The 23,769-nt window shown below is 32.1% G+C and carries 20 protein-coding genes; 6 read left to right on the forward strand and 14 right to left on the reverse strand.

The window, feature by feature from the left end; genetic code table 11:
• Positions 1-242: 242 nt before the first annotated feature.
• The 7 genes from ASF10_RS20970 to lon all read right to left on the reverse strand — a co-directional run bounded on the left by ASF10_RS20970 (position 243) and on the right by lon (position 8,188).
• A complete protein-coding gene (locus ASF10_RS20970; protein WP_056253711.1) occupies positions 243-962 on the reverse strand; it encodes a hypothetical protein in 720 nt (239 codons plus the stop codon).
• Between the two features lie 99 nt (positions 963-1,061).
• Positions 1,062-2,438 carry a nucleoside permease gene (locus ASF10_RS20975; protein WP_056253714.1) on the reverse strand — a complete coding sequence of 459 codons (1,377 nt, stop codon included), beginning with the start codon at positions 2,436-2,438 and terminating at the stop codon, positions 1,062-1,064.
• A 70-nt stretch (positions 2,439-2,508) separates the two neighbouring features.
• Positions 2,509-3,201: a (d)CMP kinase gene (gene cmk / locus ASF10_RS20980; protein WP_056253717.1), complete on the reverse strand. Its 693-nt coding sequence runs from the start codon at positions 3,199-3,201 to the stop codon at positions 2,509-2,511.
• 35 nt (positions 3,202-3,236) lie between these two features.
• Complete coding sequence (locus tag ASF10_RS20985) at positions 3,237-3,836, reverse strand: murein L,D-transpeptidase catalytic domain-containing protein (protein ID WP_056253720.1); 600 nt, start codon at positions 3,834-3,836, stop codon at positions 3,237-3,239.
• 108 nt (positions 3,837-3,944) lie between these two features.
• Complete coding sequence (locus ASF10_RS20990; RefSeq protein WP_056253722.1) at positions 3,945-4,547, reverse strand: murein L,D-transpeptidase catalytic domain-containing protein; 603 nt, start codon at positions 4,545-4,547, stop codon at positions 3,945-3,947.
• A gap of 4 nt (positions 4,548-4,551) precedes the next feature.
• Positions 4,552-5,571, reverse strand: coding sequence for a type IX secretion system protein PorQ (gene porQ / locus ASF10_RS20995; protein WP_056253725.1), 1,020 nt, complete (start codon positions 5,569-5,571; stop codon positions 4,552-4,554).
• A 163-nt stretch (positions 5,572-5,734) separates the two neighbouring features.
• Entirely contained in the window at positions 5,735-8,188 is a 2,454-nt protein-coding gene (gene lon / locus ASF10_RS21000) for an endopeptidase La (protein WP_056253728.1), read from the reverse strand.
• A gap of 286 nt (positions 8,189-8,474) precedes the next feature.
• Between lon and ASF10_RS21005 the strand changes: the two genes are divergently transcribed.
• The 4 genes from ASF10_RS21005 to ASF10_RS21020 all read left to right on the forward strand — a co-directional run bounded on the left by ASF10_RS21005 (position 8,475) and on the right by ASF10_RS21020 (position 11,470).
• A complete protein-coding gene (locus ASF10_RS21005; protein ID WP_056253732.1) occupies positions 8,475-9,029 on the forward strand; it encodes an RNA polymerase sigma factor in 555 nt (184 codons plus the stop codon).
• An 84-nt stretch (positions 9,030-9,113) separates the two neighbouring features.
• The gene (locus ASF10_RS21010; RefSeq protein WP_056253734.1) at positions 9,114-9,653 is read left to right on the forward strand and encodes a hypothetical protein; all 540 of its coding nucleotides are present in this window, start codon (positions 9,114-9,116) and stop codon (positions 9,651-9,653) included.
• Positions 9,637-10,698, forward strand: coding sequence for a hypothetical protein (locus tag ASF10_RS21015; RefSeq protein ID WP_056253736.1), 1,062 nt, complete (start codon positions 9,637-9,639; stop codon positions 10,696-10,698). The genes ASF10_RS21010 and ASF10_RS21015 overlap by 17 nt, the downstream gene beginning before the upstream one ends.
• Positions 10,699-10,738: 40 nt before the next feature.
• A complete protein-coding gene (locus ASF10_RS21020) occupies positions 10,739-11,470 on the forward strand; it encodes a head GIN domain-containing protein (protein ID WP_056253740.1) in 732 nt (243 codons plus the stop codon).
• A gap of 104 nt (positions 11,471-11,574) precedes the next feature.
• Here ASF10_RS21020 and ASF10_RS21025 read toward each other — a convergent pair whose 3' ends face one another.
• From ASF10_RS21025 to ASF10_RS21050, 6 genes are all read right to left on the reverse strand, one after another.
• Positions 11,575-12,894 (reverse strand): MFS transporter, encoded by a 1,320-nt coding sequence (locus ASF10_RS21025; RefSeq protein WP_056253743.1) that lies wholly within the window; start codon positions 12,892-12,894, stop codon positions 11,575-11,577.
• 182 nt (positions 12,895-13,076) lie between these two features.
• Positions 13,077-13,889 carry a M48 family metallopeptidase gene (locus ASF10_RS21030; RefSeq protein WP_056253746.1) on the reverse strand — a complete coding sequence of 271 codons (813 nt, stop codon included), beginning with the start codon at positions 13,887-13,889 and terminating at the stop codon, positions 13,077-13,079.
• Between the two features lie 87 nt (positions 13,890-13,976).
• A complete protein-coding gene (locus tag ASF10_RS21035) occupies positions 13,977-16,376 on the reverse strand; it encodes a glycoside hydrolase family 31 protein (RefSeq protein ID WP_056253747.1) in 2,400 nt (799 codons plus the stop codon).
• A 200-nt stretch (positions 16,377-16,576) separates the two neighbouring features.
• The gene (gene glgB / locus ASF10_RS21040) at positions 16,577-18,481 is read right to left on the reverse strand and encodes a 1,4-alpha-glucan branching protein GlgB (RefSeq protein ID WP_056253750.1); all 1,905 of its coding nucleotides are present in this window, start codon (positions 18,479-18,481) and stop codon (positions 16,577-16,579) included.
• 37 nt (positions 18,482-18,518) lie between these two features.
• Positions 18,519-19,799, reverse strand: a complete 1,281-nt coding sequence (locus tag ASF10_RS21045; protein ID WP_056253818.1) for a glucose-1-phosphate adenylyltransferase — start codon at positions 19,797-19,799, stop codon at positions 18,519-18,521.
• Positions 19,789-21,216 (reverse strand): glycogen synthase, encoded by a 1,428-nt coding sequence (locus ASF10_RS21050; protein ID WP_056253753.1) that lies wholly within the window; start codon positions 21,214-21,216, stop codon positions 19,789-19,791. The genes ASF10_RS21045 and ASF10_RS21050 overlap by 11 nt, the downstream gene beginning before the upstream one ends.
• Positions 21,217-21,353: 137 nt before the next feature.
• Here ASF10_RS21050 and ASF10_RS21055 point away from each other — a divergent pair, with 137 nt between their 5' ends.
• On the forward strand, positions 21,354-22,220 hold the full coding sequence (locus ASF10_RS21055) for an alpha/beta fold hydrolase (RefSeq protein ID WP_056253756.1): 867 nt from the start codon (positions 21,354-21,356) through the stop codon (positions 22,218-22,220).
• Positions 22,221-22,267: 47 nt separating this feature from the next.
• Positions 22,268-22,912, forward strand: a complete 645-nt coding sequence (locus ASF10_RS21060) for an endonuclease III domain-containing protein (RefSeq protein WP_056253758.1) — start codon at positions 22,268-22,270, stop codon at positions 22,910-22,912.
• A gap of 3 nt (positions 22,913-22,915) precedes the next feature.
• On the opposite strand, the gene ASF10_RS21065 is transcribed toward ASF10_RS21060, so the two are convergent.
• Positions 22,916-23,347 carry a 3-methyl-2-oxobutanoate hydroxymethyltransferase gene (locus ASF10_RS21065; RefSeq protein ID WP_056253761.1) on the reverse strand — a complete coding sequence of 144 codons (432 nt, stop codon included), beginning with the start codon at positions 23,345-23,347 and terminating at the stop codon, positions 22,916-22,918.
• Between the last annotated feature and the right edge of the window lie 422 nt (positions 23,348-23,769).

Raw genomic sequence — 23,769 nt, forward strand, 5'->3', positions numbered from 1 at the left:
ATGATAATCAGCTAATTGCTCAGGAGCAGCAAATTTAAGGGTTTTCAAAGCCTGAAGTCCCGCTTTCGCTCCTATCTTTTATGAATCCCGAAGCCTCGGGACACCATAAAAGGATAACCGCTCTATCGGGGCTAGATAAGAGGTTTTGTATTTTTATTGGACTTACTATTCTTAGCTGCATTCTGTAAAAGTTTAAAACCTAAATATGTAAAGACTTTTGGTTGTCACAAAAACAAAACTTCTCAATTTACAAAATAATAGATAAGTCCTAAAACAACGATACAAAACACAGCTGCCATAATTCTAACCCGTTTCTGTTGACGATAATCAATACTATAATCTTCAGGATTGATATAATGATTGGTAAAAATGATGGGATCAACAGTAATATCAGGTCTATAATGAGCAACTCCTAACATAAATGTTCTGATCAATTCTAATCGATTTGCATAAAACATGGCAAAAAAATGCCTTCCTAAAAATGCATCGTTATGAACGGTTACTTTATCATCAATTAAAACGGGCCAATAAAACTGATCATAAAATGATTTCATTGGTGTAATAGAAGTCACATCGTATTTTGGAGGTTCAAAAACATGCTCTAGTTTTTCTCTTTTTGCAAAACTGCTCCAAGGTACTTCTTTGACAATTTTGCTATTGAATTTATTCAAATACCGAATTCCTTTTTCGTCTATTATAGTAGTTGTAGACATTTTTTTTCTTGAATAAACCAACAATACTACTATACCGGCTAAAGCAATAAAAAATATTAAAAACAAAAAGACAGATGCTATAACATCTAACCCTATATCTTCTGGAGAAGTAAAAAGCATAAACACAATCCCTGCAACGAAAAAAAGAACAAAAAATACCCAAAATAAGCCAAATATAAAATTTAGAAATAACATTGGTTTTGAACTAATAGCTCTAAAAGGCGGAATTATTTTTTGTTGGCTTTGCATATTGTACTATTACATGAATAATCAAATATACATATAAACTAAAAAAGAAAATCCCGTTTTCAATAAATCGAAAACGGGATTTTATATCTAAATAGGTCATTAATGACTCAAATTCTCTATTTCTTTAGGATCATGTTTGTGTTTGAATAAAACTGCAAAAGCAATTGCAATAACCAAAGCATAAGCTGCAAACGATAACCAGATCGTATGCCAGTCTTTCATCAAAATTGGATTTGTAAAAATTCCATCTGTAGAAATTGTATTTCCCTGTCCTTTTACAAATTCCAACATTTTAGAGTTCGTAGCTTCTGTTTGTAAAAAACCTGCCAATTCAGTTGTATTGCTAAACGATTTTGTAAAGAAACGGTCGATTGCCCAACCAGAAGTTAAACTTCCTAAAACTGCTCCTACTCCATTAGTCATCATCATAAATAATCCCTGAGCTGATGAACGTATTTTAGAATCTGTATTACTTTCTACGAATAACGAACCTGAAATATTAAAGAAATCAAATGCCATTCCGTAAACGATACAAGATAAAATGATCATCCATAAACCTCCTACAGGATCTCCAAACGCAAATAAACCAAAACGTAATACCCAGGCAAGCATACTAATAAGCATTACTTGTTTGATACCAAAACGTCTTAAGAAAAACGGAATTGCCAAAATAAACAAAGTTTCTGATACCTGAGAAATCGACATAATAATAGTAGAATACTGAATTACAAAAGAATCAGCATATTTAGGAAAATGTTTAAACTCATCTAAGAAAACATCACCGTAAGCATTTGTTAGTTGCAAAGCGCCTCCTAAAAACATAGAAAACACAAAAAACAAAGCCATTTTATAGTTTCCAAACAACTTAAAAGCTTCTAAACCTAAAGTTTCTGTTAGTGTAGCATCTTCTTTCGTTAAACGTTGTGGTTTACATTTTGGTAATGTAAAAGCGTAAATTCCAAGAATTAATGCGCCAACTCCGGCAATATAAAACTGATACTCCGTTGCTTTACTTCCACTTAAATTAGTAATCCACATTGCGGCAATAAAACCAATAGTTCCCCAAACGCGAATAGGCGGAAAATCTTTTACTATATTTTTATTGTTCAGTTTTAACGAAGTATACGAAATTGAATTACTTAATGCAATTGTTGGCATATAGCAACACATTGCAGCAAACATTACATATATAAAATTATCCGGTGTAGTAACTTGTGCAATACCAAATAAAACTACCGCATAAAATATATGTAATAATCCATATAATTTTTCAGCATTTACCCATCTGTCAGCAATGATTCCTGTTAGAGTAGGCATAAATAAAGAAGCAATTCCCATGGTTCCGAAAACAAGACCAAATTGGGTTCCTTCCCAATTTTTAGTTCCAAACCAATAATTTCCAATTGTTATAAGCCAGGCTCCCCAAACAAAAAATTGAAGAAAGCTCATTATAATCAACCTGTTTTTAATTCCCATATGATGAAATTATCTTTAAAATAATAAATGAAGCGGTAAAACTACCATTAAAAAAAATATCTACAAAAATTTAATTCGTTTTTACAACATCATTTACTAATTCTAAAACAGCTGCGAACTGTTCTTCCCTGCTTAAATAAGAATTATCTATTTCAATTGCATCATCTGCAATTACTAAAGGAGAATCTGCACGGTGTGTATCTATATAATCTCTTTCGACAACATTTTTCAAAACATCTTCATAAGATACATCATCGCCTTTTTGCTGAAGTTCATCAAAACGCCTTTGAGCGCGGGTTTCTGCACTTGCTGTCATGAAAATTTTAAGCTCTGCATCCGGAAAAACAACTGTTCCTATATCCCTTCCGTCCATAACAATAGCTTTGTTTTTCCCCATTTCCTGCTGCTGTTCCACTAATTTAGAACGCACCTCTGAAACTTCTGCTACTTTACTTACAAAATTAGAAACCTCAATCGTTCTAATTTGTTTTTCGACGTTTTCACCATTCAAATACATTTCGGCAAAACCCAATTCAGCATTAAATTTAAACTCTAACTGAATTTTGGGCAAAGTTTCGGTTAAAGCTTTTTTATCAAAAAAATCAGCGCCTATAAATTGATTCTGCATTGCAAAGTATGCCACAGCTCGATACATTGCTCCGGTGTCTACATAAACATATTCCAGCTCTTTTGCCAATTGTTTTGCTAAAGTGCTTTTTCCTGTTGATGAGAATCCATCAATTGCAATGGTAATATTTTTCAATTTTTTTTATTTTAAATTTTTATACAATTAAGGTTTTAGTAATAAATACTCATCACGATATTTGATTTTGAGTGATCTATTAGTGCAGCGATTCGGTCAAAATATCTTTTGTTCACCATTGGACAGCCGTAACTGTTGCAAATATAGTTATCCTGTTCTTTATATGGAACATCAAAATAATAATGAAATACAATATCCCGAATAAAGGCATTGCTGTTAGTTGTATCTAATCCGTACAATTTGTAAGCTTTTCCAAACTTACCGGTGTAATGGTTTTCAATAGAATATTTTCCTAGTGAAGTACTTAAAGAATTTGGGACATTACTAAATTTTAATTTCCCTTTTATTTTGGTTTCAGAACCAGAACCATGAGCAACTAATCCTTTATCGATAATCTTATTTAGTTTTAGATCATAGACAAAAAATCGATTCTTACCCGAAGCTATTTTCATATCAATAAAAAAAGCTATTCTATTATTGTATTTTGAATTGCTGTTTACCAATTTTTTCACCGCATTGATCTGAGAAATGTCTATACTTTTTTCCTCAGGCAAAAAAGTATCAGTCCTGAAAATAATTTTATACCCAAAAACAAGCGTCAGTATTAAAAGAAAAACAAAAAAGATCTTCTTCATACTAATATAAAGGATTCAAAACTAATTTAAAATAAAGGCAAAACAGACGTTACCATTCACAACTATAGCAATGGCATTTTAAGCAAATAAAGTACTCAGTAAAGTCTACTAATAATAAATATCCAGAATAATATTTGATTTTGAAGTATCAATATACTTTTCTATTCTCTTGAAGAATTGTTCATTAACCATTGGACATCCATGACTATTACTAATATAATAATCTTGTTCATCATAAGGAACAGCAGAATAGTAATGTAAAACAATAGCTCTTGACAAGGCGTTATTATTAGTTTCATCCAGACCATTTAACTTATATGCTTTTCCGAATCCGCCTTTATAACATTTACCAATAGCATATCTTCCTAATGCAGTACAATTAGAGTTTGGCGTGTTACTAAATTTCAAACTTCCTTTAACTCCTGTTTCAGACCCGGAACCGTGTGCTACTAATCCCTGATCTAATATTTTATTGTTTACTAAGTCATAAACAAAAAAACGATTTTTCCCTGAAGGGATTCTCATGTCAACAAAAAAAGCAATTTTAGTATTGTATTTAGGATCAATACTAATCATGTTTCTTATTTCGGATACTCTAGTATTTATCCTTTCTATTTCTAGACTGGTAATAGTAGTTTCATTTTTATAATAGTGTTTTGAACCCGTTAAAACACCTAAAGTCATAAACAACAATAAACTAAATAATTTCATATAATTATTGAAAATTTAAAATTAGACCAAAAAGACTTGTATTAGCTGCCAATGTATATCTCGAATACGAATAATTAAACTTTAACTTATTTATTTTTAACCCAAATCCTAATGAAACTCCTGAAAAATTACGCTGTTCGTCAATTCTTAATTCTTCAGATCTTCTAAAATTATATCCCAAACGCAAATTAAATGCCTTCTTAGGGAAAAGTTCTACTCCAAAAATAACATGCCTTAAAGCATTATTTACGAATGAAACTTTTTCCTCACTTGTTGATCCATCAATGTTGGTTTCGCTACGAACGGGGTTCGAAAAAGAAACTTTCCATTGTTGCAAATTATCTAAAGTAAGATGCCAACGAATAGGAACATGTTCTAATTCTTGCGAAACACCGGCAATGATTTCAAAGGGCAAATTCTCTTGTATTCCTGAGTAAGTAGTAAATTGTGTACCAATGTTCCTAAATACCAGGGCCAAATTTACATTATTTTTTTGAATTTCATACATAATTCCCACATCAATTGCACCACCAATCGAATTATAACTTTCTAGAGTTGAAGTTATTAACTTCGCATTTGCCCCAACATGTATATCTGTATAAGGAATATTATAAGCGTATCCCAGTGATAATGCGCCTTCGCTACCGGTAAAATCTGAAGTTGCCTGACCATTTTCGTCGTAACCTTCAAAGGATCCGTAGTTTACATAACTTACACCCGCATAAAAAGTTTGTACGTGTCTGTCGTATGTATAGGCATAAGAAGCCGTTCCGTAAGAAGCTTCTCCGTAGTAACTACCATAATTCATCGCAAGGTGATTGTCCATATCTTCATTTAAAACTGCCGGATTTGACATTACCTGATTAACATCATCATCATAAATTGTTATTGTCTTCCCTCCTAACGCTGCCTGCCTTGGCGAAGTCGTTAAATTAAGAAACTGATAGGTGTAACGTCCTCCAACTTGTCCGAAAGAAATCGAACAAACTAACATAATAAAAAGTAAAACAAATCGTTTTAACATGCTTTTGGGGCGATTCCTATATGGGAATAACGCAACTGCGAAGATAAAATTATATAACTTATAAAATAAATTAAAAATTAAATTACAATAAAAAAAATCCAAACCCCATTCTGAAGCCAGAAATTGGAATTTGGATTTTTAAAAATATAGGTTTTGCATGAAGTTATTTCAGTGTTTTTGCGTTCTTCACACTCTGATCTGTCAAAGCTAATCCCAGAACTTCGCTCATTTCTTTTACATAGTGAAAAGTTAAGCCTTCCAGATATTCTGCTTTAATTTCATCAATGTCACTTTTATTTTCATGACACAAAATAATCTCCTTAATATTAGCTCTTTTTGCAGCCAGAATTTTTTCTTTTATACCTCCAACCGGTAAAACTTTTCCACGAAGTGTAATTTCACCTGTCATGGCAAGGCTTTTCTTAACTTTCTTTTGAGTCAATAGTGAAACTAAAGAAGTTAACATTGCAATTCCCGCGCTTGGTCCGTCTTTTGGCGTTGCTCCTTCGGGAACGTGTAAGTGAATATTGTATTTTTGAAATAAAGCAACATCCAATCCTAACTTCTTAGCATTTGCCTTGATATATTCTAAAGCAATTGTAGCTGATTCTTTCATGACATTACCTAAATTTCCAGTAATGGTCAATGAACCTTTTCCTTCGGATATTAATGATTCAATAAATAAAATATCACCACCAACGCTTGTCCAGGCTAAACCTGTAACAACACCGGCAACATCATTATTTTCATATTTATCACGTTCTAGTCTTGGTACGCCTAAAACTTTAATAATATCTTCGTCAGTTACTTTTTTGTTATACTCCTCTTCCATCGCAACTGATTTTGCAGCGTTACGAATTACCTGAGCAATTTTAGTTTCTAAATTACGAACACCGGATTCACGCGTATAACCTTCTACGATTTTCTCTAATTGCTTTTTACCAATTATCAAATCTTTAGCTGTTAAACCATGTGCTTCTAATTGTTTTGGAAAAAGGTGTCTTTTTGCAATTTCAACTTTTTCTTCAATTGTATAACCTGACATTTTAATCACTTCCATTCTGTCACGCAAAGCAGGTTGTATTGTAGACATATTATTAGAGGTAGCAATAAACATTACTTTAGATAAGTCATATCCCATTTCGAGGAAATTATCATAAAAAGCATTATTTTGCTCCGGATCTAAAACTTCCAGTAAAGCCGAAGACGGATCACCGCTATTTCCGCTTGAAAGTTTATCAATTTCATCTAGTATAAAAACTGGGTTTGATGTTCCCGCTTTTTTCAGACTTTGGATAATTCTTCCCGGCATTGCACCAATATATGTTTTTCTATGTCCGCGAATCTCTGCTTCATCACGTAAACCACCTAACGAAATACGAACATATTCACGTCCTAAAGCTTCGGCAACTGATCGTCCAATCGATGTTTTACCAACTCCCGGAGGTCCTGTTAAACATATAATTGGCGATTTCATATCGTTACGAAGTTTAAGGACTGCCAAGTGTTCAATCATTCTTTTCTTAACTTCTTCAAGTCCAAAATGATCTTTATCTAATATTTTCTGAGCATGTTTTAAATCAAATTTATCTTTAGAATATTCGCCCCAGGGCAATTCTAAAAACAATTCTAAATAGTTACGCTGAATTCCAAAATCAGGCGATTGTGGATTCATTCTGCGCATTTTTGATAATTCTTTTTCGAAATGTTTTTGCGTTTTCTCGTCCCATTTTTTGGTTTTGGCTTTCAGTCCCATTTCGTCCATTTCTTCCTCTTGCGAAACGCCTCCCAATTCTTCCTGAATGGTTTTCATTTGCTGATGAAGGAAATATTCTCTTTGCTGCTGATCTAAATCAAAACGAACTTTTGACTGAATGTCATTTTTTAATTCTAATTTTTGCAACTCTACGTTCATATAACGTAAAGTTTCCAGAGCTCTTTCTTTTAATCCGTTTATCGATAATAAACCTTGCTTTTCTTTTACTGACAAGTTCATATTCGAAGAAACAAAATTGATTAAAAACGATTGGCTTTCGATATTTTTAATTGCAAAAGTAGCCTCTGAAGGAATGTTTGGGCTTTCTTTTATAATTTGAATTGCCAATTCTTTTACAGAATCTAAAATTGCCGTAAATTCAGTATCATTTTCTTCCGGACGTTCTTCTGAAACTTCTTTGATCGTTGCAGTGATATAAGGCTCTTCTGATGTAACTTCATCAATTTCAAAACGTTTTTTTCCTTGTAAAATAACCGTAACGTTACCGTCAGGCATTTTTAAAACACGAAGAATTCTTGCAACGGTTCCTATTTTATGAATATCATCTTTTGAGGGATCTTCGTCTTCTTCATTAATTTGAGAAACTACTCCAATGATTTTTCCGCCGGCATTAGCATCGTTTATTAATTTAATCGATTTATCTCTTCCTGCAGAAATCGGAATAACAACTCCGGGAAATAAAACGGTATTGCGTAAAGGTAAAATTGGCAAAGAAAGCGGAAGCTCTTCGTTGTTCATTTCCTCTTCGTCTTCTGGAGTTAATAATGGAATCAATTCTGCTTCTGAATCAAATTCTTGAAGTGACAGATTGTCAATTGTGAGTATTTTATGGTTTGACATAATAGTATATAAGTCGTTTTGTCATTAAATTTTTAATCCTAACTCCAAATCAATCCTTAGATATAGTGCTTTTATATAAAACTACACTAAGTGTTTCATTTATAAGATAGGCGGTAAAAATAGACAATCATTATGCCAAAACCAAGAAAGAAAGTTTTGAAATTTGATCTTAAAAGCTAAATAACATAGCAAACAGAACTATTTTAAAAAAAAATACATTTATTTTTATCCAAAGTGTAACATATTAAAAAAAGCAAAGTCATTATAAAAAACTAGCAACCATTACTTGAGTATTACAAACCAAAATATCGAAGAATTAATCGCGCTTTGTAAAGAGAATAACCAAAAGGCCCAATTCGAAGTTTACAATCGTTACAGTAAAGCAATGTACAATGTGGCATACCGCATTGTCAAGGGTGAGCATTTTGCACAAGACGTCATGCAGGAAGGATTTCTTAAGGCTTTTACTAAAATTAACGACTATAAACAAGAAGTAGCGTTTGGAGCGTGGTTAAAAAAAATAATTGTCAATTACAGTATTGACTTTTATAAAAAAAATAATGCTTTTCAGCTCGAGGATTTGAGTAAAACATTATACAAAATTGAAGAAAATGACAATTTTTTTTCTGAAAACATAGATATCAATTCACTTAAAGTGAAACAAGTTTTAGATACTATTTTAAGTTTAAAAGATAGCTACCGAATGGTTTTGACACTTTTTTATATAGAAGGTTATGATCAGGAAGAGATTTGCGAAATTTTAAATATAAGCTATGCTAATTGCAGAACAACATTAAGCAGGGCGAAAGAAAGTTTGAGAAAGAAATTAGAAGAATTATGAACTCGCCAATAACAAAAAGTTTGTGCACAAACAAAAGTAAAAAAGCGATAAGTGATTCACTATTAAAAAATAAATTTTAGATACATGAAAAAGGAAAATGACGATTTAGATCAATTATTTGAAAAATTTGAGAATCAGTGGGATGTCAAAAAAATGAATTCTGACCATCAGCTTGATTTTTTAAATAAATTAAATAAAAAACAACCAAAGAAAAAAAACTATGCTGTTTGGGCAATCGCTGCTTCTATAGTAGTATTGTTAGGAGTATCAGTGCTTTTTAATACTTATAATGAAAAACCCAAGGAATTCAAATTTGCTTCTAAAGAAACAAAAAGAACCGATTCGATATTTAGTATTTTAATAGATAATGAGCTAGTTAAATTAAAAGAAAAAAGTTCGCCGGAAAATGAGCAAATCATAAATGACGCATTAAAACAAATGAAAGTTTTTGATGCCGATTATGAGAAAATTTTAAAAGAGGTTCAGAAAAACGGCGAAAATAAACAGATTATTTATGCCATGATCAGCAACCTGCAAACCAGAATATCTTTTTTACAAACGGTTTTAGAAAGAATTGAAGAGAACGAAAAATTTAAAAACACTACTGATGAAAAAACATTATAAAATAATTATCCTATTTCTTTTGATTCCTTTTTTAGGATTTTCAAACGATGACACATATATTTCAAAACAAAAAAACATTAAAAAAACCTATATCGTTAATTCAAATGCCGGAATCGATATTGATAACAAATACGGAAATATTACCGTAAGCACCTGGGATGAAGACAAGATAGATCTGGATATCACTATTAAGGTTTCAGGAGCAAATGAAGATTGGGTAAACGAAAAACTGAACAGTATTGATGTAAATATTACGGCTTTGAAAGCAATGGTTTCTGCGGTAACTAATATTGCGAGTTCATCGCTGAAAAGTAAAGGGAGCAGTAATAGTTTCGAAATTAACTATGTTGTCAAAATTCCAAAAAACGGATCTGTAAAACTTAACAATAAATACGGAAACATAACGACGCTAAATTTAGAGTCTGCGACTGATATTGCCTGCAAATACGGTAAGATTATTATTGGTCAGTTAAATGGAGCCAGTAATCGAATTGATATTGGATACAGTCAAAATTCAACCATTGATTATATTAAAAGCGGAAATATCGAAGCGCGTTACTCCAGCATAAAAATAAACGAATCAGGTAACTTAAATCTTGATGCAAATTACACAAATGTTAGTTTGCAGGAAGGACAAAATATAAAATACCAGGGGAGTTACGGAACTTTTAAATTTCAGAAAATAAACTCGCTCGCAGGTACCGGAAATTATCTAACTGTTTCTATTGCCGAAATTTCTAAAGATTTAAATATTGATGCTACCTATTCTAAAATCAATGTAGAATCATTGAATGAAAAACCAAAGAATGTAAACCTAAACACCGGATACACAAACATTTCATTGGGATATAATACAAATTATTCTTTTGATTTTGACATAAATACCAGATACGGAAGCATTAAAAATGATAGCTCTCTAGATGTTTTAGTCAGCGAAGTTAAAAGCAACACAAAAAAAATAAGCGGATATAATAAGAAAAAGGGACAGAATAAAGTAGTTATCAATTCCAGTTACGGAAATGTGATATTAACTAAAAAACAATAAAAATCATAATCAATCAAAACAACTTTAAATCAATCAAACAATGAAAAAACTAGTTAAAATATTCGTTTTTAGCACATTATTAATTAGCGCTATTGCGAATGCACAAGGAGACAATAACAAGATTAAAGGAAACGGTAAGGTAGTTTCTGAAACAAGAACGACATCTGATTATGATGTAATAAAAGTATCGGGATCATTTGATGTAGATTTAGTAGCTGGCAAAGAAGGCAAAATCATTATTAAAGGTGAAGAGAATCTGGTTGCTGCCGTAAAAGTCGAAGTCGAAGATAATACCCTGAAAATTTATGTTGAAAGAGGTACGAATATAAGATCCAGTATTGGTAAAAAAATTGAAGTTACAGTTCCGTTCCAAAAAATATCAGAAGTAAGTCTATCAGGTTCCGGAAATATCAATTCTAAAGATGTTATTAAAAATGACAAATTTTCAGCAAAACTAGCCGGTTCAGGAAACTTTAATTTAGATGTAGATTCAAACAACTTAGAATTAAATCTAAGCGGTTCAGGAAATATACATTTAAAAGGAAACTCAGAAAGCTTAATTACCAGACTTGCAGGATCAGGAAATATTGATTCTACAAATCTAAAAGCAAAAAAAGCGGATGTTAATGTTTCTGGATCCGGAAACAGTCGTGTTAATTGTATCGAAAGCTTAACGGCGAGAATTGCAGGTTCCGGAGATATCAAATACACAGGAAATCCTGAAAAACGAGACGTAAAAGTTTCAGGTTCCGGTAGTATATCAAAAGCATAATTATATCAATTAGAATAAAAAAGAATTCTAAAAATTACGATCATCAATCAAAATAAGTTTGTCGTATTTCGACAAATTAATCCCCGAAAAGGCACTTTATTAATTTAAAGTGCCTTTTTTGGTATTCTGCGTAATAAGAAAATAGCAGTTACAAAGAATATCCCTAAAATTACAATTGCTGAGCGTGAACTCCCTGTAATTTGATCGATAATACCGTAAACACACATTCCTATTACAATTCCTATTTTTTCAGCTACATCATAAAAACTAAAAAATGAAGCTGTATCTTCTGTTTCCGGTAATAATTTTGAATAAGTTGAGCGTGATAATGCCTGAATTCCTCCCATGACAAATCCTGCAATAGTGGCTGCTATATAAAAATGAATTGGTAAATAAATAAAATAAACAATCACACAAAATACTACCCAAATACAGTTAATAAAGATTAAAGTTGGGATATTTCCAAATTTTGCAGATGCTCGTGAAGTTATTACAGCACCGGCAACAGCTATTAATTGTATTAGTAAAATAGAAATAATTAACCCAATAGTCCCTTCTTCTTTAGTTTCCCACTGAATTTCCTGAGCCCCAAAATATGTAGCCACAAGCAATACCGTTTGTACTGCCATACTTGAAACAAAAAAACCTCCTAAATAACGTTTTAACGGTATATTTTCCTGTAATAAAGCCCAAACTTTCTTCAACTCATTAAATCCATTAAATACAACAGATTTTGTTAGTTTTTCGCCGGTTTCTTTTCTTCCTTTTGGTAAATAGTAATAGGTATACTGGCTAAATATTATCCACCACGCTCCTACCATCACAAATGAATATCGCATCGCTTTCATTGCTGCTTCGCCATCTGTACCGCTAATTCCAAAAAGTTTTGGTTTCATGATCATCGCTAAGTTGATGATTAATAAAATTACACTTCCAATATATCCTAATGAGTATCCTTTGGCGCTTATTTTATCCTGTTGTTCTTCAAATGCAATATCCGGTAAATAAGAATTGTAGAAAACCAAACTTCCCCAATATCCCAATAAACCAAAAAAGTAGAACATCAGGCCAATATAAATATTATCAAGATCAAACCAATACAAGCCCATACAGGATAAAGCTCCCATGTAACAGAAAAATTTCATGAAGGATTTTTTATTACCAACATAATCAGCAATACCTGATAAAAATGGAGATATAATAGAAACAACTAAAAACGCAATTGCTGTAATAAAACTAATTAAAGCCGAATTCTTTAAATGCATGCCAAAAACATCAATGTAGTGATCACGCTCTGAAAATAAAGCTTCATAAAAAATAGGAAATACTGCTGATGCAATTGTAAGTGTATAAACTGAATTTGCCCAATCGTAAAATGCCCAGGCGTTTAATAATTTTTTATCTCCTTTTTGTAAATCTTTCATAGAAATGGTTTTGTTAACAGGCTACGAATTTATCTCTTTTTTATCATAATCAAATACAAATTTGACAAATCGTATATTAATAAATTATAAACTTTTAAAATTACAGCTCATAAAAAAAGCCATTCACCGTAGCGAATAGCTTTTAAAATCATCTTTGAATTAAATCAAAATGATAAATATTTTTAGCGAATAACACCAACTTTTAAAGCCATTGCTTTTGCCTCTGGAATTAATGATCTAATGTTCGCAATTCTCGTAGCGTCAGATGGGTGTGTACTCATAAATTCAGGTGTTCCTGCTCCTCCGGATTTTGCTGACATTCTAGTCCAGAATGCAATAGCATCGTCTGGATTATATCCTGCAATTGCCATAAGTGTTAAACCTATTTTATCCGCTTCTGTTTCATTACTTCTGCTAAATGGCAACATTACTCCTACTTCAGAACCTAATCCGTAAGCCTGAGCAAAAATTTGCTGAGTTGATTCAGATTTTCCACTTGTTGCTGCTCCTAGAGCCGCTCCACCAATTTGTTGCAATTGTGCTGCACTCATTCTTTGTGCACCGTGATTGGCTAATGCGTGAGAAACTTCATGTCCCATTACAGTAGCTAAACCTGCTTCGTCCTGAGTTATTGGTAAAATCCCGGAATAAACCACGATTTTCCCTCCTGGCATACACCATGCATTTACTTCTTTATTTTCTACTAATTTATATTCCCATCTGTAATCACTTAAATATTGTGATTGTCCCAGATAAGTCAAATATTTTTCGGCAGCAGTTTTAATTCTTGAACCTACTGTTTCTACTCTTTTAGCATCTGCAGTACCTGTAATAACCTTGTTTTCTGCTATAAAAGCATTATATTGTTGAAAAGACGACGGAAACAATTCGCTGTTCGAAACAAAGTTCAAATTTTTCTTTCCTGTAACAGGGTTTGTTGCACAACCAACAAGTAAAACAGCTGTGAAAATCCCTAAGAATAAATGTTTTTTCATGATATTTAATTTTTTAACACACACAAAAATACAATTATTATTATCTTATTAATTTATATAATTTTTCAAAAAGCTATCAGAATTTACTTATTCACCAATAATATGGAGTTCATTAAACTCTTTATCAACTATTAAGAATCCATTTTCTTCAAAATTGATTCTATCAAATTCTATTTTTTCGTTGTCAATTTCAATTTCAGCAACTTTAAACGGCAATCCAATCAAATTGATTTTATATTTCGTGTATGGCGTATCATATTTACCTTCTTTATGAAGCTGAACAATTAACTCTTTTTCCTTACCTATCGTTCTAAAAGACAGAAAACTATAACGTCCTTTTTTATAATCATATCCATCTTGTGCATCTTCATACACAACAGATTTTTCTTTACCATTTTTAAAATACAGATCCAATGTTAATTCATCAAATTCAAGTTCACCTACATATTGCTGAACAGGATATTTTGGTATTATGGCACCTGCTTTTATAAAAACCGGAATTTCATCGAATTTGGTATCAATCCAAACTTCTCTTCCACCAGTATAAAATTCATTTGTCCAGTAATTATACCACTCACCTCTTGGTATATACATACGTCTGCCTACAGCATTAGGTTCAAGTATTGGACATACCAAAATTTGATTTCCAAAAATAAATTCGTCATTACGATAATGCGTTTGAGTATCATCCTGATCGTAATAAACCAATGGTTTTAGCATAGGAATTCCTTCTTCAATATATTGCCAGAACATCGTGTATAAGTATGGTAATAATTGATAACGAAGGCTTACAAACTTTCTGGTAATATTAATAACCTCTTCATCAAAAGCCCAAGGTTCCTGATTGCCATGATCTCCTGAAGAATGCGTTCTGCAAAACGGATGAAAAACACCCAACTGAATCCAGCGTGCATATAATTCGCCTGTAGGCTGTTCTGCAAATCCACCAATATCAGAACCTGTAAATCCCATTCCGGAAATACTCATTCTCTGAACCTGAATATTGGCAATCCATAAATGCTCCCAAGTTGCTACATTGTCTCCTGTCCAGGATGATGTATATCGTTGTGCTCCTGAATAGGCTGATCTTGTAATTACAAACGGTCGTTTAGGATAGGTAAATCGTTTTACTCCATGATAAGTCGCTCGCGCCATTTGTGTGCCATAAATATTATGGGCTTTCCTGTGACTACAAGGATTTCCGTCATAAGAGTGGCGAACATCCATTGGGAAAGTTTTATTTGGAACCTCCATAACTGCAGGTTCGTTCATATCATTCCAAACTCCTTTTACGCCAATATCTGAAATTAATTCTTTAAATAAACCTGCCCACCATTCTCTTACTGCGGGATTTGTATAATCTGGGAAGTTACATTCTCCCGGCCAGACTTTACCTTTCATATACGGTCCATCTGCCCTTTTACAGAAATAATCTTTTTCTAATGCTTCCTGATAAACCCAGTAATCTTTATCAATTTTAATTCCTGGATCAATGATGACAACTGTTTTAAAACCGTCTTCGGCTAAATCTGCAACCATTTGTTTTGGATCCGGAAAATATTGTTTATTCCAGGTAAAACATCGAAACCCTTCCATATAATCAATATCCAGATAAATCGCATCGCAGGGAATTTTTAATTCTCTAAATTTTGAAGTAATTTCTTTTACTTTACTTTCTGGATAATAACTCCATTTACATTGATGATATCCCAAAACCCACAAAGGTGGCAATTCTGGTTTTCCTGTAAGATCTGTGTATGTCGTGACCACATCCTGCATTTGTGGTCCATAAATAAAATAGTAATTCATTTCGCCGCCTTCAGCCCAAAAACTGGCAACGTTCCTTCTTTCCTGACAAAAATCAAAGAAAGTTCTAAAAGTATTATCAAAGAAAATCCCGTAAGATTGTTTGTTGTGCAGTCCAATATAAAACGGAACAACTTTGTATAAAGGTTCCTGATCTTTTTGATAAGCATATTGATCAGTTGCAAAATTTTCTAATCGTTTGCCTTTAAGATTCATTTGGGTTGCTTTATCTCCAAGACCATAAAAACATTCACCATCTTTTGATGATTTGCTCATTTTTACAATGTTTCCTCCGTATTCATAACTTTCTTCCCAGTGAAAACCAAGTTCATCTTCAAGAATTAAGAGATCGTTCAAATCATAAATAGACAAACGAAGATCTGCTTTCTGAATTTTACATTTTACTTTACTGGTTCTGATCTGGAAATAAGTTTCCTCCTCTGTAAGTTCTAAAAAATTATAACCGTGAAGTTGGGTCTTATCAATTGCATATGAAAAATCATTACTAAAATAACCTTTTGTCGTAAAGCGAAACCGAATCAAACTGTCTCTGAGAATAGTAACTTTTAAGATTACTTTATTATCAGTATTAAAAAAAATCGAATCGCCTTCATGTTCATATGAGACAATTTTTGATGGATACAAATCGCCTTTGTATTCTAATGATGTATTTGTAATCATATCGCTAATGAATTAATTATTTTAACGCTAATCTCTGTTTCAAACATACAAAAAAACCATATAAAGCTCTATCAATATAAGGTTTATTCACGAAAACGTTTTTTCTGAATGAGTGCTAAAATTGATGTCTAAAAACAGACAATTCAATAATTTAAAAACGTTAAACTGATAAATTGGTATTGGTAAAAAATAATTATTATTTACACAAAAGAATAAACAGTCACACTTAAAGGAGGTAATATTAATTCAACAGAATATTGTCTTCCATCATAAGGTATTGCTTCTGTTTTTAAGTTTTTAAAATTTCCTACTCCACTTCCTCCGTAGATCGTCGCATCACTATTAAAAATCTCTTCTAATTTACCTTTTTGTGGAATCGCTATTCTATAATTCTCCCGCATTACTTGTGTGAAATTACAAACGATAACTAAATCGTCTTTAGAGTCATTTCCTTTTCGGATATAAGACAAAACAGCATTTTGGTGATCTGAATAATTAATCCATTCAAAACCTTCTCCTGTAAATTGCTTTTCATACAATGCAGGACGTGATTTATAAAGTTGATTTAAATCTGTAATTACTTTTTTAATTCCTGAATGATAATCATATTGCAGTAAATGCCAGTCTAAACTTTTTTCAAAATTCCATTCATCACTTTGTCCGAACTCAGAACCCATAAAAAGCAGCTTTGTTCCGGGATGTGTAAACATATAACCGTACAACAATCTTAAATTAGCAAATTTCTGCCATTCATCACCCGGCATTTTATTAGCAATAGATTTTTTCCCGTACACTACTTCATCGTGCGAAAACGGAAGCATAAAATTTTCTGTAAAAGCATACGTCATTGAAAAAGTCAAATCATTTTGATGGTACTTTCGATAAACCGTTTCTTTCTGAAAGTATTTTAAAGTATCATGCATCCAGCCCATCATCCATTTCATTCCAAAACCTAAACCACCTGTAAAAGTTGGTCTGGAAACCATAGGAAAAGAGGTGCTTTCTTCAGCAATGGTTTGAACTCCATCAAAATTAGCATAGATTACTTCATTAAATTCTTTAAGAAAACTAATCGTATCGAGATTTTCTCTTCCTCCATAAATATTAGGTTCCCATTCTCCCTCTTCTCTCGAATAATCAAGATACAACATCGAAGCTACGGCATCAACACGCAAACCATCAGCATGATAATGTTGTAACCAGAAAACTGCATTACTAATCAAGAAAGCTCGTACTTCATTACGTCCGTAATTAAAAACCAAACTTTTCCAATCCGGATGATATCCTTTCCTGCGATCCGGATGTTCGTATAAATGTGATCCGTCAAAAAAGCCTAATCCATGTGCATCATCAGGAAAATGTGATGGAACCCAGTCTAAAATCACTCCAATCCCTGCCTGATGCAATTTATCAACCAAAACCATAAAATCTTGTGGCTTTCCAAAACGAGAAGTGGGAGCAAAATATCCGGCTAATTGATATCCCCAAGACGGGTCATAAGGATACTCCATAATTGGCATAAATTCTACGTGCGTAAAACCCGTTTCTTTTACATACGTCACCAAATCTTCTGCCAATTCTAAGTAGGTTAAAAACCTATTATTTTCTGCACGTTTCCACGAACCTAAATGAACTTCATAAACAGAATAAGGTTTATCAAGACCATTTTTCTCTTTACGGGATTGCATCCAATTATCATCTTTCCAATTATAATCCAGATCCCAAACAACCGAAGCTGTATGTGGTGGTTTTTCGCAATACAAAGAAAACGGATCTGCTTTTTCAGTTACAGCTCCATTTATATTTGATTGAATTTTATATTTATAAAGTGCTCCTTTTTCTACAGCAGGAATAAATCCTTCCCAAATTCCGGAAGAATCCCATCGCACTTGCAATAAATGTTCGCCTTGTGTCCAGTAATTAAAATCGCCAACAACCGAAACAGATTCTGCAGTTGGAGCCCAAACTGCAAAATAAACGCCTTTTACTCCGTTAACTTCAACTAAATGCGCTCCTAATTTTTCATATAACCTGAAGTGTTTCCCTGCTTTGAATAAATCAATATCAAAATCAGTAAATAGAGAATGCGTGATAACTTTATTCATATTTGGTTTTTAAGGCAACAAATTAAATTTAAATATTTTATTCAATTCTAAAATTATCCGACAGGACAACTCCTTTTTTTATAACTACAATACCATCTTTTATACTGTATAATTCATTTGTAAAATTGTCTAAATGTTTTCCTCCATTAATATGAACGTTGTTTCCTATTCGAACATTTTTATCAATTAAAGCATTTTTTATAAAACAATTTTCACCTATTCCAACATGTATCTTATTGATCGTACTTTCATGATTCATTTCATCCAGATCCTGATAAAAATCGTTCCCCATTACATAGCAATTTTCCAGTTCTGTACCTGTACCAATTCTTGATCGAATACCAATTACAGAACTTTTAATTTCTTTGGCGTTAATAATACATCCTTCAGAAATTAAGGATTGATTAATAATCGAATTTCTAAATTTTGACGGAGGTAATAATCTTGGTCTGGTGAAAATTTTATTATCGTTATCAAACAAATTAAATTCTGGAATGTCAGCTGTTAAACCAATATTAGCTTCAAAAAAGGATTCGATATTCCCAATATCTGTCCAATATCCTTCATATTGGTAACTTAAAATTTTATGTTTCCCTACAGCTTGCGGAATAATTTCTTTACCAAAATCTTTCGTTTCAGGATCTGCCATCAAATCTTCTAACAACTGACGGTTGAAAATATAAATTCCCATTGAAGCCAGATACTTTTTACCTTTCTCTTGCATATGTTCGCTTACTTCAGATTCCCATTCCGGTAAAAGTGATGCATGAGGTTTTTCTATAAAAGCTTCTACGTAACTTTCATGACACGTTTTTAAGATTCCAAATTCAGGTGCGTCTTTAGCATTTACAGGCAAAGTAGCAATAGAAATTTCTGCATCTGCAGCAATATGAGCTTCCAGCATTTCATTAAAATCCATTTGATACAATTGATCGCCAGAAAGAATTAAAGCGTGATCAAAATCGTGTTTTAAAAAATGCGACATACATTGGCGAACAGCATCTGCCGTTCCCTGAAACCAGGTTGGATTATCCGGAGTCTGTTCTGCCGCTAAAATATCAACAAAAGACTGACTGAAAATACTAAAATTAAAGGTATTTTTAATATGTGCATTTAAAGATGCTGAGTTAAACTGTGTCAAAACAAATATTTTAAAGATATCAGAATTGATACAATTTGAAATAGGAATATCTACCAATCTATATTTTCCGCCAATTGGCACCGCTGGTTTTGATCTGGTTTCTGTTAATGGAAACAAACGTGATCCTTGTCCTCCTCCTAAAATAATAGCAACTACATTTTTCTTTTTAAATTTCATTTTTCTCAATTATTAGGTTGTATATCTCAATATATTCTTGGCAAACTCTCTCCCAGGAATGATCAATAGCCATTCCTGTCTTTCTTATTTTATTAAAATTTATTTTATCATTGTACAATTTTACAGCACGATTTATAGAATAACAAATGTCTCCAACCGAAGCCTGGTCATGACAAATCCCATTTCCGTTATCACCAAAGTCAATAACCGTATCCCTTAAACCTCCAGTTCTTCTTACGATAGGAACAGTGCCATATCTCAGAGCATACATCTGATTCAATCCACAAGGTTCCACCCTCGACGGCATTAAAATATAATCAGATCCTGCATAAATCAAATGTGCCAATTCTTCATTATATCCTATAAAAACATTATAATTTCCATTGTAATCATTTCTTAACTGCAGTAATTGTTCTTCTATAACTTTGTTTCCTGATCCTAAAATCAAAATATTTATATTTTCAAAATTTTCAGACAAAGCCAATGCTGAAGCCTGAGGTAATAAATCTCCACCCTTTTCTTCAAATAAGCGACCAATAAAACTGAATAAAGGTTTCGATGGATCCAACTCAAACTGCTCACAAAGTTTTTCCTTATTCTTTTGTTTACCAGTATCTAAAGTTTCTATAGTATAGTTTTCGACAATCATTTTATCCTTAGATGAATCCCAAACTTCAATGTCAATACCATTTAAAATACCTTTGGACTTATTCCTCACAGAATTAAATAAAGATTCTAAACCATTTGCATAAAAATTAATTTCTTCTAAATAACTTGGCGAGACCGTTGTAACAGCGTGTGCGCATTTAATGCCAACCGCCAATGAATTAATAGAATTATTCCAGTCCAAAAATCCAACATGAATCAAATCGAATTCTGGTAAGTAATTTAATTTATCAAAACCAAACCAACCCTGATATAAACCATTATGAATGGTGATTACAGTTCTTACGGTTCTTAAATTTTCATATTTATAAGCATATTTAATCAAAAAAGGAATTAATCCAGTGTGATGATCGTGACAATTAATAACATTAGGAACAGTCTCCCTACTGGAAATCCAATTTAAAACTGCTATCTGAAAAGATACAAAACGCTCTATATCATCTTCGTACCCGTAAACATTTGGACGATTAAACAATTCGTTAATTTCTATCAGATATAATTCGTAACCTAACTTATCCGTCGTTTCCTTTAATACACTAAATGGAAAATCAAAATTCCCCAATTTTACAGTTCCCGAATACACATTTTCAAAGTCATTTTCTTTTTTAAATAAAGTATCATAACAAGGAACAACAACACAAACCTGATGACCTGCATTTCTTTGGTATTTTGGTAATGCTCCTACAACGTCAGCCAAACCACCAACCTTGGCCATAGGATAACATTCTGCACTTATATGAAATATCTCCATGTAGAAATTTGTAAATGAATTATTAAAACCAATTTGTAAATTATTTTTTAGCAAGCATACATTATTATGCTACTTTTATGTTTCCTAAATTTAGGAAAAAATAAGTAAAATTAAGGCTTCAGAAAAAATTTATTGATATGGCAAAAAAGACAAATAATCCTACGCAATCTTTAAAAATTCCACAGATAATTAAAATATACAGTAAAGTACTCGCTTTTATCTCGGTTAAATTAGTGACTTCATTTGCTGTAAAACTTTTCACAACTCCAATAAAACATAAGCTTCCGAAAAGAGAGTTAGAAATGGAACAAAATAGTATTCAAAAAAAAATCTTTGTTCCTGCAATTAATAAAAGTGTTGTTGCATATGAATACGGAAAAAGTGAAAAGAAAATTTTATTAGTTCATGGATGGTCAGGTCGTGGTACACAATTATTTAAAATTGCGGATGAACTTCTAAAAAATGGTTATTCAACTATAAGTTTCGATGCTCCTGCACATGGAAAATCAGAAGGCAAAACCACCATAATGTCTGAATTTATTGCTTCGATTTTAGAAATCGAAAAACAATATGGACCATTTGAAATTGCGATTGGTCATTCATTAGGTGGTATGTCAGTTTTAAATGCGATTAAAGATGGTCTACAAGTAAAAAAAGCCATCATCATTGGAAGTGGAGATATTGTACAAGACATTCTTGACGAATTTATTTCTAAATTAGGTTTAAAACCTGAAATCAGTACTAGATTACGCGATTATTTTGAGAACAAATATCAACTAAAAATGAATGATTTTTCCGCTTACAGAGCAGCTCAAAATGTTCAAGTTCCCACACTTGTCATTCATGACAATCATGATCCTGAGGTTCCCGTAAAAGCCGGAATTCATATTCATAAATATCTACAAAACGGAACTTTATTTTTGACTGATAACCTAGGTCACAGAAAAATTTTGGGCAATCAAAATGTAATAAAAAAAATCATTGATTTCATTAAAAGTACTTAATTTTGTGATAGTTATATTTGTATCGTTTAATTTAAAATGAAATAAGAATGGATTTATTTGGAGAAACATCAAATTGGGAAACTAAATTAAAACCCATTTTAAAAAAATATAAAGGAAAAACACATCCATTAGAATATAAAAGCACCTATCAGCTATTGGTTATGGTAGTTTTATCCGCTCAGGATTCAGATGCAAATATCAATACAATTTCTCCAGCTTTATTTGAGAAGTTTCCAACCCTTAAAAGTTTATCTAAAACTGATATTGAAACCTTTAAACCTTATATAAGTAAAGTTAGAAACTATCCTACAAAAGCAGGATGGCTTTTAGAAATTGCTCAAACTATTAAAAATGATGAAGATATTCCTTTAACGATGCAAGGTTTAACAGCTCTAAAAGGAATCGGCAGAAAATCTGCAAATGTTATTTTAAGAGAAACAGGTAAACCTGCCGAAGGAATTATTGCAGACTTACATATTATTAGAGTTGCACCAAGAATTGGAATCATAAAAGAAAGTAAAGACGGAAATAAAGTCGAAAAAGACCTTATGCAAGTACTTCCGAAATCAATTTGGTCTGAAATTGGAATGGCGATATCGTTTTTAGGTAGAGAAACATGCAGACCAAAACCTAAATGTGAAGAATGTTTATTGACCGACATTTGTCATTATTATCTAACAGAAGTTATTTAAGAACTATTTTCTTCTTGTATCTATCAAATAAATAATCTTCCAGATATCTTTTTCTTTAAATAATGTAAACATATTTACTCCGGAATGACTGAGTTTATCATTCAAATAAAACTCATATGGTGCCCAAACATGAGCCATTGTACCATCAATTTGAACATTATAACTTAATATTTTTTCCTGAAATTTCATACTTGACGGAATTGAAGCAATCGATTTATAAAATTCTTCCGCTTTTTCATCTGATAGTTTATTTCCTTTCGTCACACTCTCACTAATAGACTGCAAAAGAATGTCAGAAGAACAAATAGATTGTATTTTCACCGTATCTCTTTGATGAAATCCCTCAAAAAAAATCTCAATACTTTTCTGAACATCTTGCTTTTGAGCATTAGAAGAAAATCCTAAAAGCAATAAAATTATAATATAAATTTTCATAATACTGGTCAATTAAAATTTGGAATCTAATATATAAAATCTGAACGAAATGACTAATATTAATTTCAACCCAAATTATTTCAAAATAAATCGATAAATAAGAAGAAATTTGATTCTATTACTTCTTTGACAATCACTTAATCGAGATAATGCTTTAGTATTTTTCAAATAACCGATTCTCAGAGCTCGCTTTATACAAATTGTCAGCAATCTCAGCTGTAGTACAATGTAATTCATGATGATCCATTTACTAAAGTTTTATACTAAATGGGATATAATTTAGGAGTTATAAAAAGAGGGTCAAAAACACAAATTATTATAAAACAAAAAACCCTGATTCTTTGGAATCAGGGTTTTTAAAAAGAAAGGCGACGACATACTCTCCCACATAACTGCAGTACCATCTGCGCAGGCGGGCTTAA

Origin of the sequence: Flavobacterium sp. Leaf82 (genome assembly GCF_001422725.1) — a bacterium.
Lineage (GTDB): Bacteria > Bacteroidota > Bacteroidia > Flavobacteriales > Flavobacteriaceae > Flavobacterium.

What these genes read in the sequence shown, in the direction of transcription:
- ASF10_RS20970 (WP_056253711.1), bottom strand. Translation starts at nt 962, where the DNA reads ATGCAAAGCCAACAAAAAATAATTCCGCCTTTTAGAGCTATTAGTTCA.
- ASF10_RS20975 (WP_056253714.1), bottom strand. Translation starts at nt 2,438, where the DNA reads ATGGGAATTAAAAACAGGTTGATTATAATGAGCTTTCTTCAATTTTTT.
- ASF10_RS20985 (WP_056253720.1), bottom strand. Translation starts at nt 3,836, where the DNA reads ATGAAGAAGATCTTTTTTGTTTTTCTTTTAATACTGACGCTTGTTTTT.
- ASF10_RS20990 (WP_056253722.1), bottom strand. Translation starts at nt 4,547, where the DNA reads ATGAAATTATTTAGTTTATTGTTGTTTATGACTTTAGGTGTTTTAACG.
- porQ (WP_056253725.1), bottom strand. Translation starts at nt 5,571, where the DNA reads ATGTTAAAACGATTTGTTTTACTTTTTATTATGTTAGTTTGTTCGATT.
- lon (WP_056253728.1), bottom strand. Translation starts at nt 8,188, where the DNA reads ATGTCAAACCATAAAATACTCACAATTGACAATCTGTCACTTCAAGAA.
- ASF10_RS21010 (WP_056253734.1), top strand. Translation starts at nt 9,114, where the DNA reads ATGAAAAAGGAAAATGACGATTTAGATCAATTATTTGAAAAATTTGAG.
- ASF10_RS21015 (WP_056253736.1), top strand. Translation starts at nt 9,637, where the DNA reads ATGAAAAAACATTATAAAATAATTATCCTATTTCTTTTGATTCCTTTT.
- ASF10_RS21020 (WP_056253740.1), top strand. Translation starts at nt 10,739, where the DNA reads ATGAAAAAACTAGTTAAAATATTCGTTTTTAGCACATTATTAATTAGC.
- ASF10_RS21025 (WP_056253743.1), bottom strand. Translation starts at nt 12,894, where the DNA reads ATGAAAGATTTACAAAAAGGAGATAAAAAATTATTAAACGCCTGGGCA.
- ASF10_RS21030 (WP_056253746.1), bottom strand. Translation starts at nt 13,889, where the DNA reads ATGAAAAAACATTTATTCTTAGGGATTTTCACAGCTGTTTTACTTGTT.
- ASF10_RS21035 (WP_056253747.1), bottom strand. Translation starts at nt 16,376, where the DNA reads ATGATTACAAATACATCATTAGAATACAAAGGCGATTTGTATCCATCA.
- glgB (WP_056253750.1), bottom strand. Translation starts at nt 18,481, where the DNA reads ATGAATAAAGTTATCACGCATTCTCTATTTACTGATTTTGATATTGAT.
- ASF10_RS21045 (WP_056253818.1), bottom strand. Translation starts at nt 19,799, where the DNA reads ATGAAATTTAAAAAGAAAAATGTAGTTGCTATTATTTTAGGAGGAGGA.
- ASF10_RS21050 (WP_056253753.1), bottom strand. Translation starts at nt 21,216, where the DNA reads ATGGAGATATTTCATATAAGTGCAGAATGTTATCCTATGGCCAAGGTT.
- ASF10_RS21055 (WP_056253756.1), top strand. Translation starts at nt 21,354, where the DNA reads ATGGCAAAAAAGACAAATAATCCTACGCAATCTTTAAAAATTCCACAG.
- ASF10_RS21060 (WP_056253758.1), top strand. Translation starts at nt 22,268, where the DNA reads ATGGATTTATTTGGAGAAACATCAAATTGGGAAACTAAATTAAAACCC.
- ASF10_RS21065 (WP_056253761.1), bottom strand. Translation starts at nt 23,347, where the DNA reads ATGAAAATTTATATTATAATTTTATTGCTTTTAGGATTTTCTTCTAAT.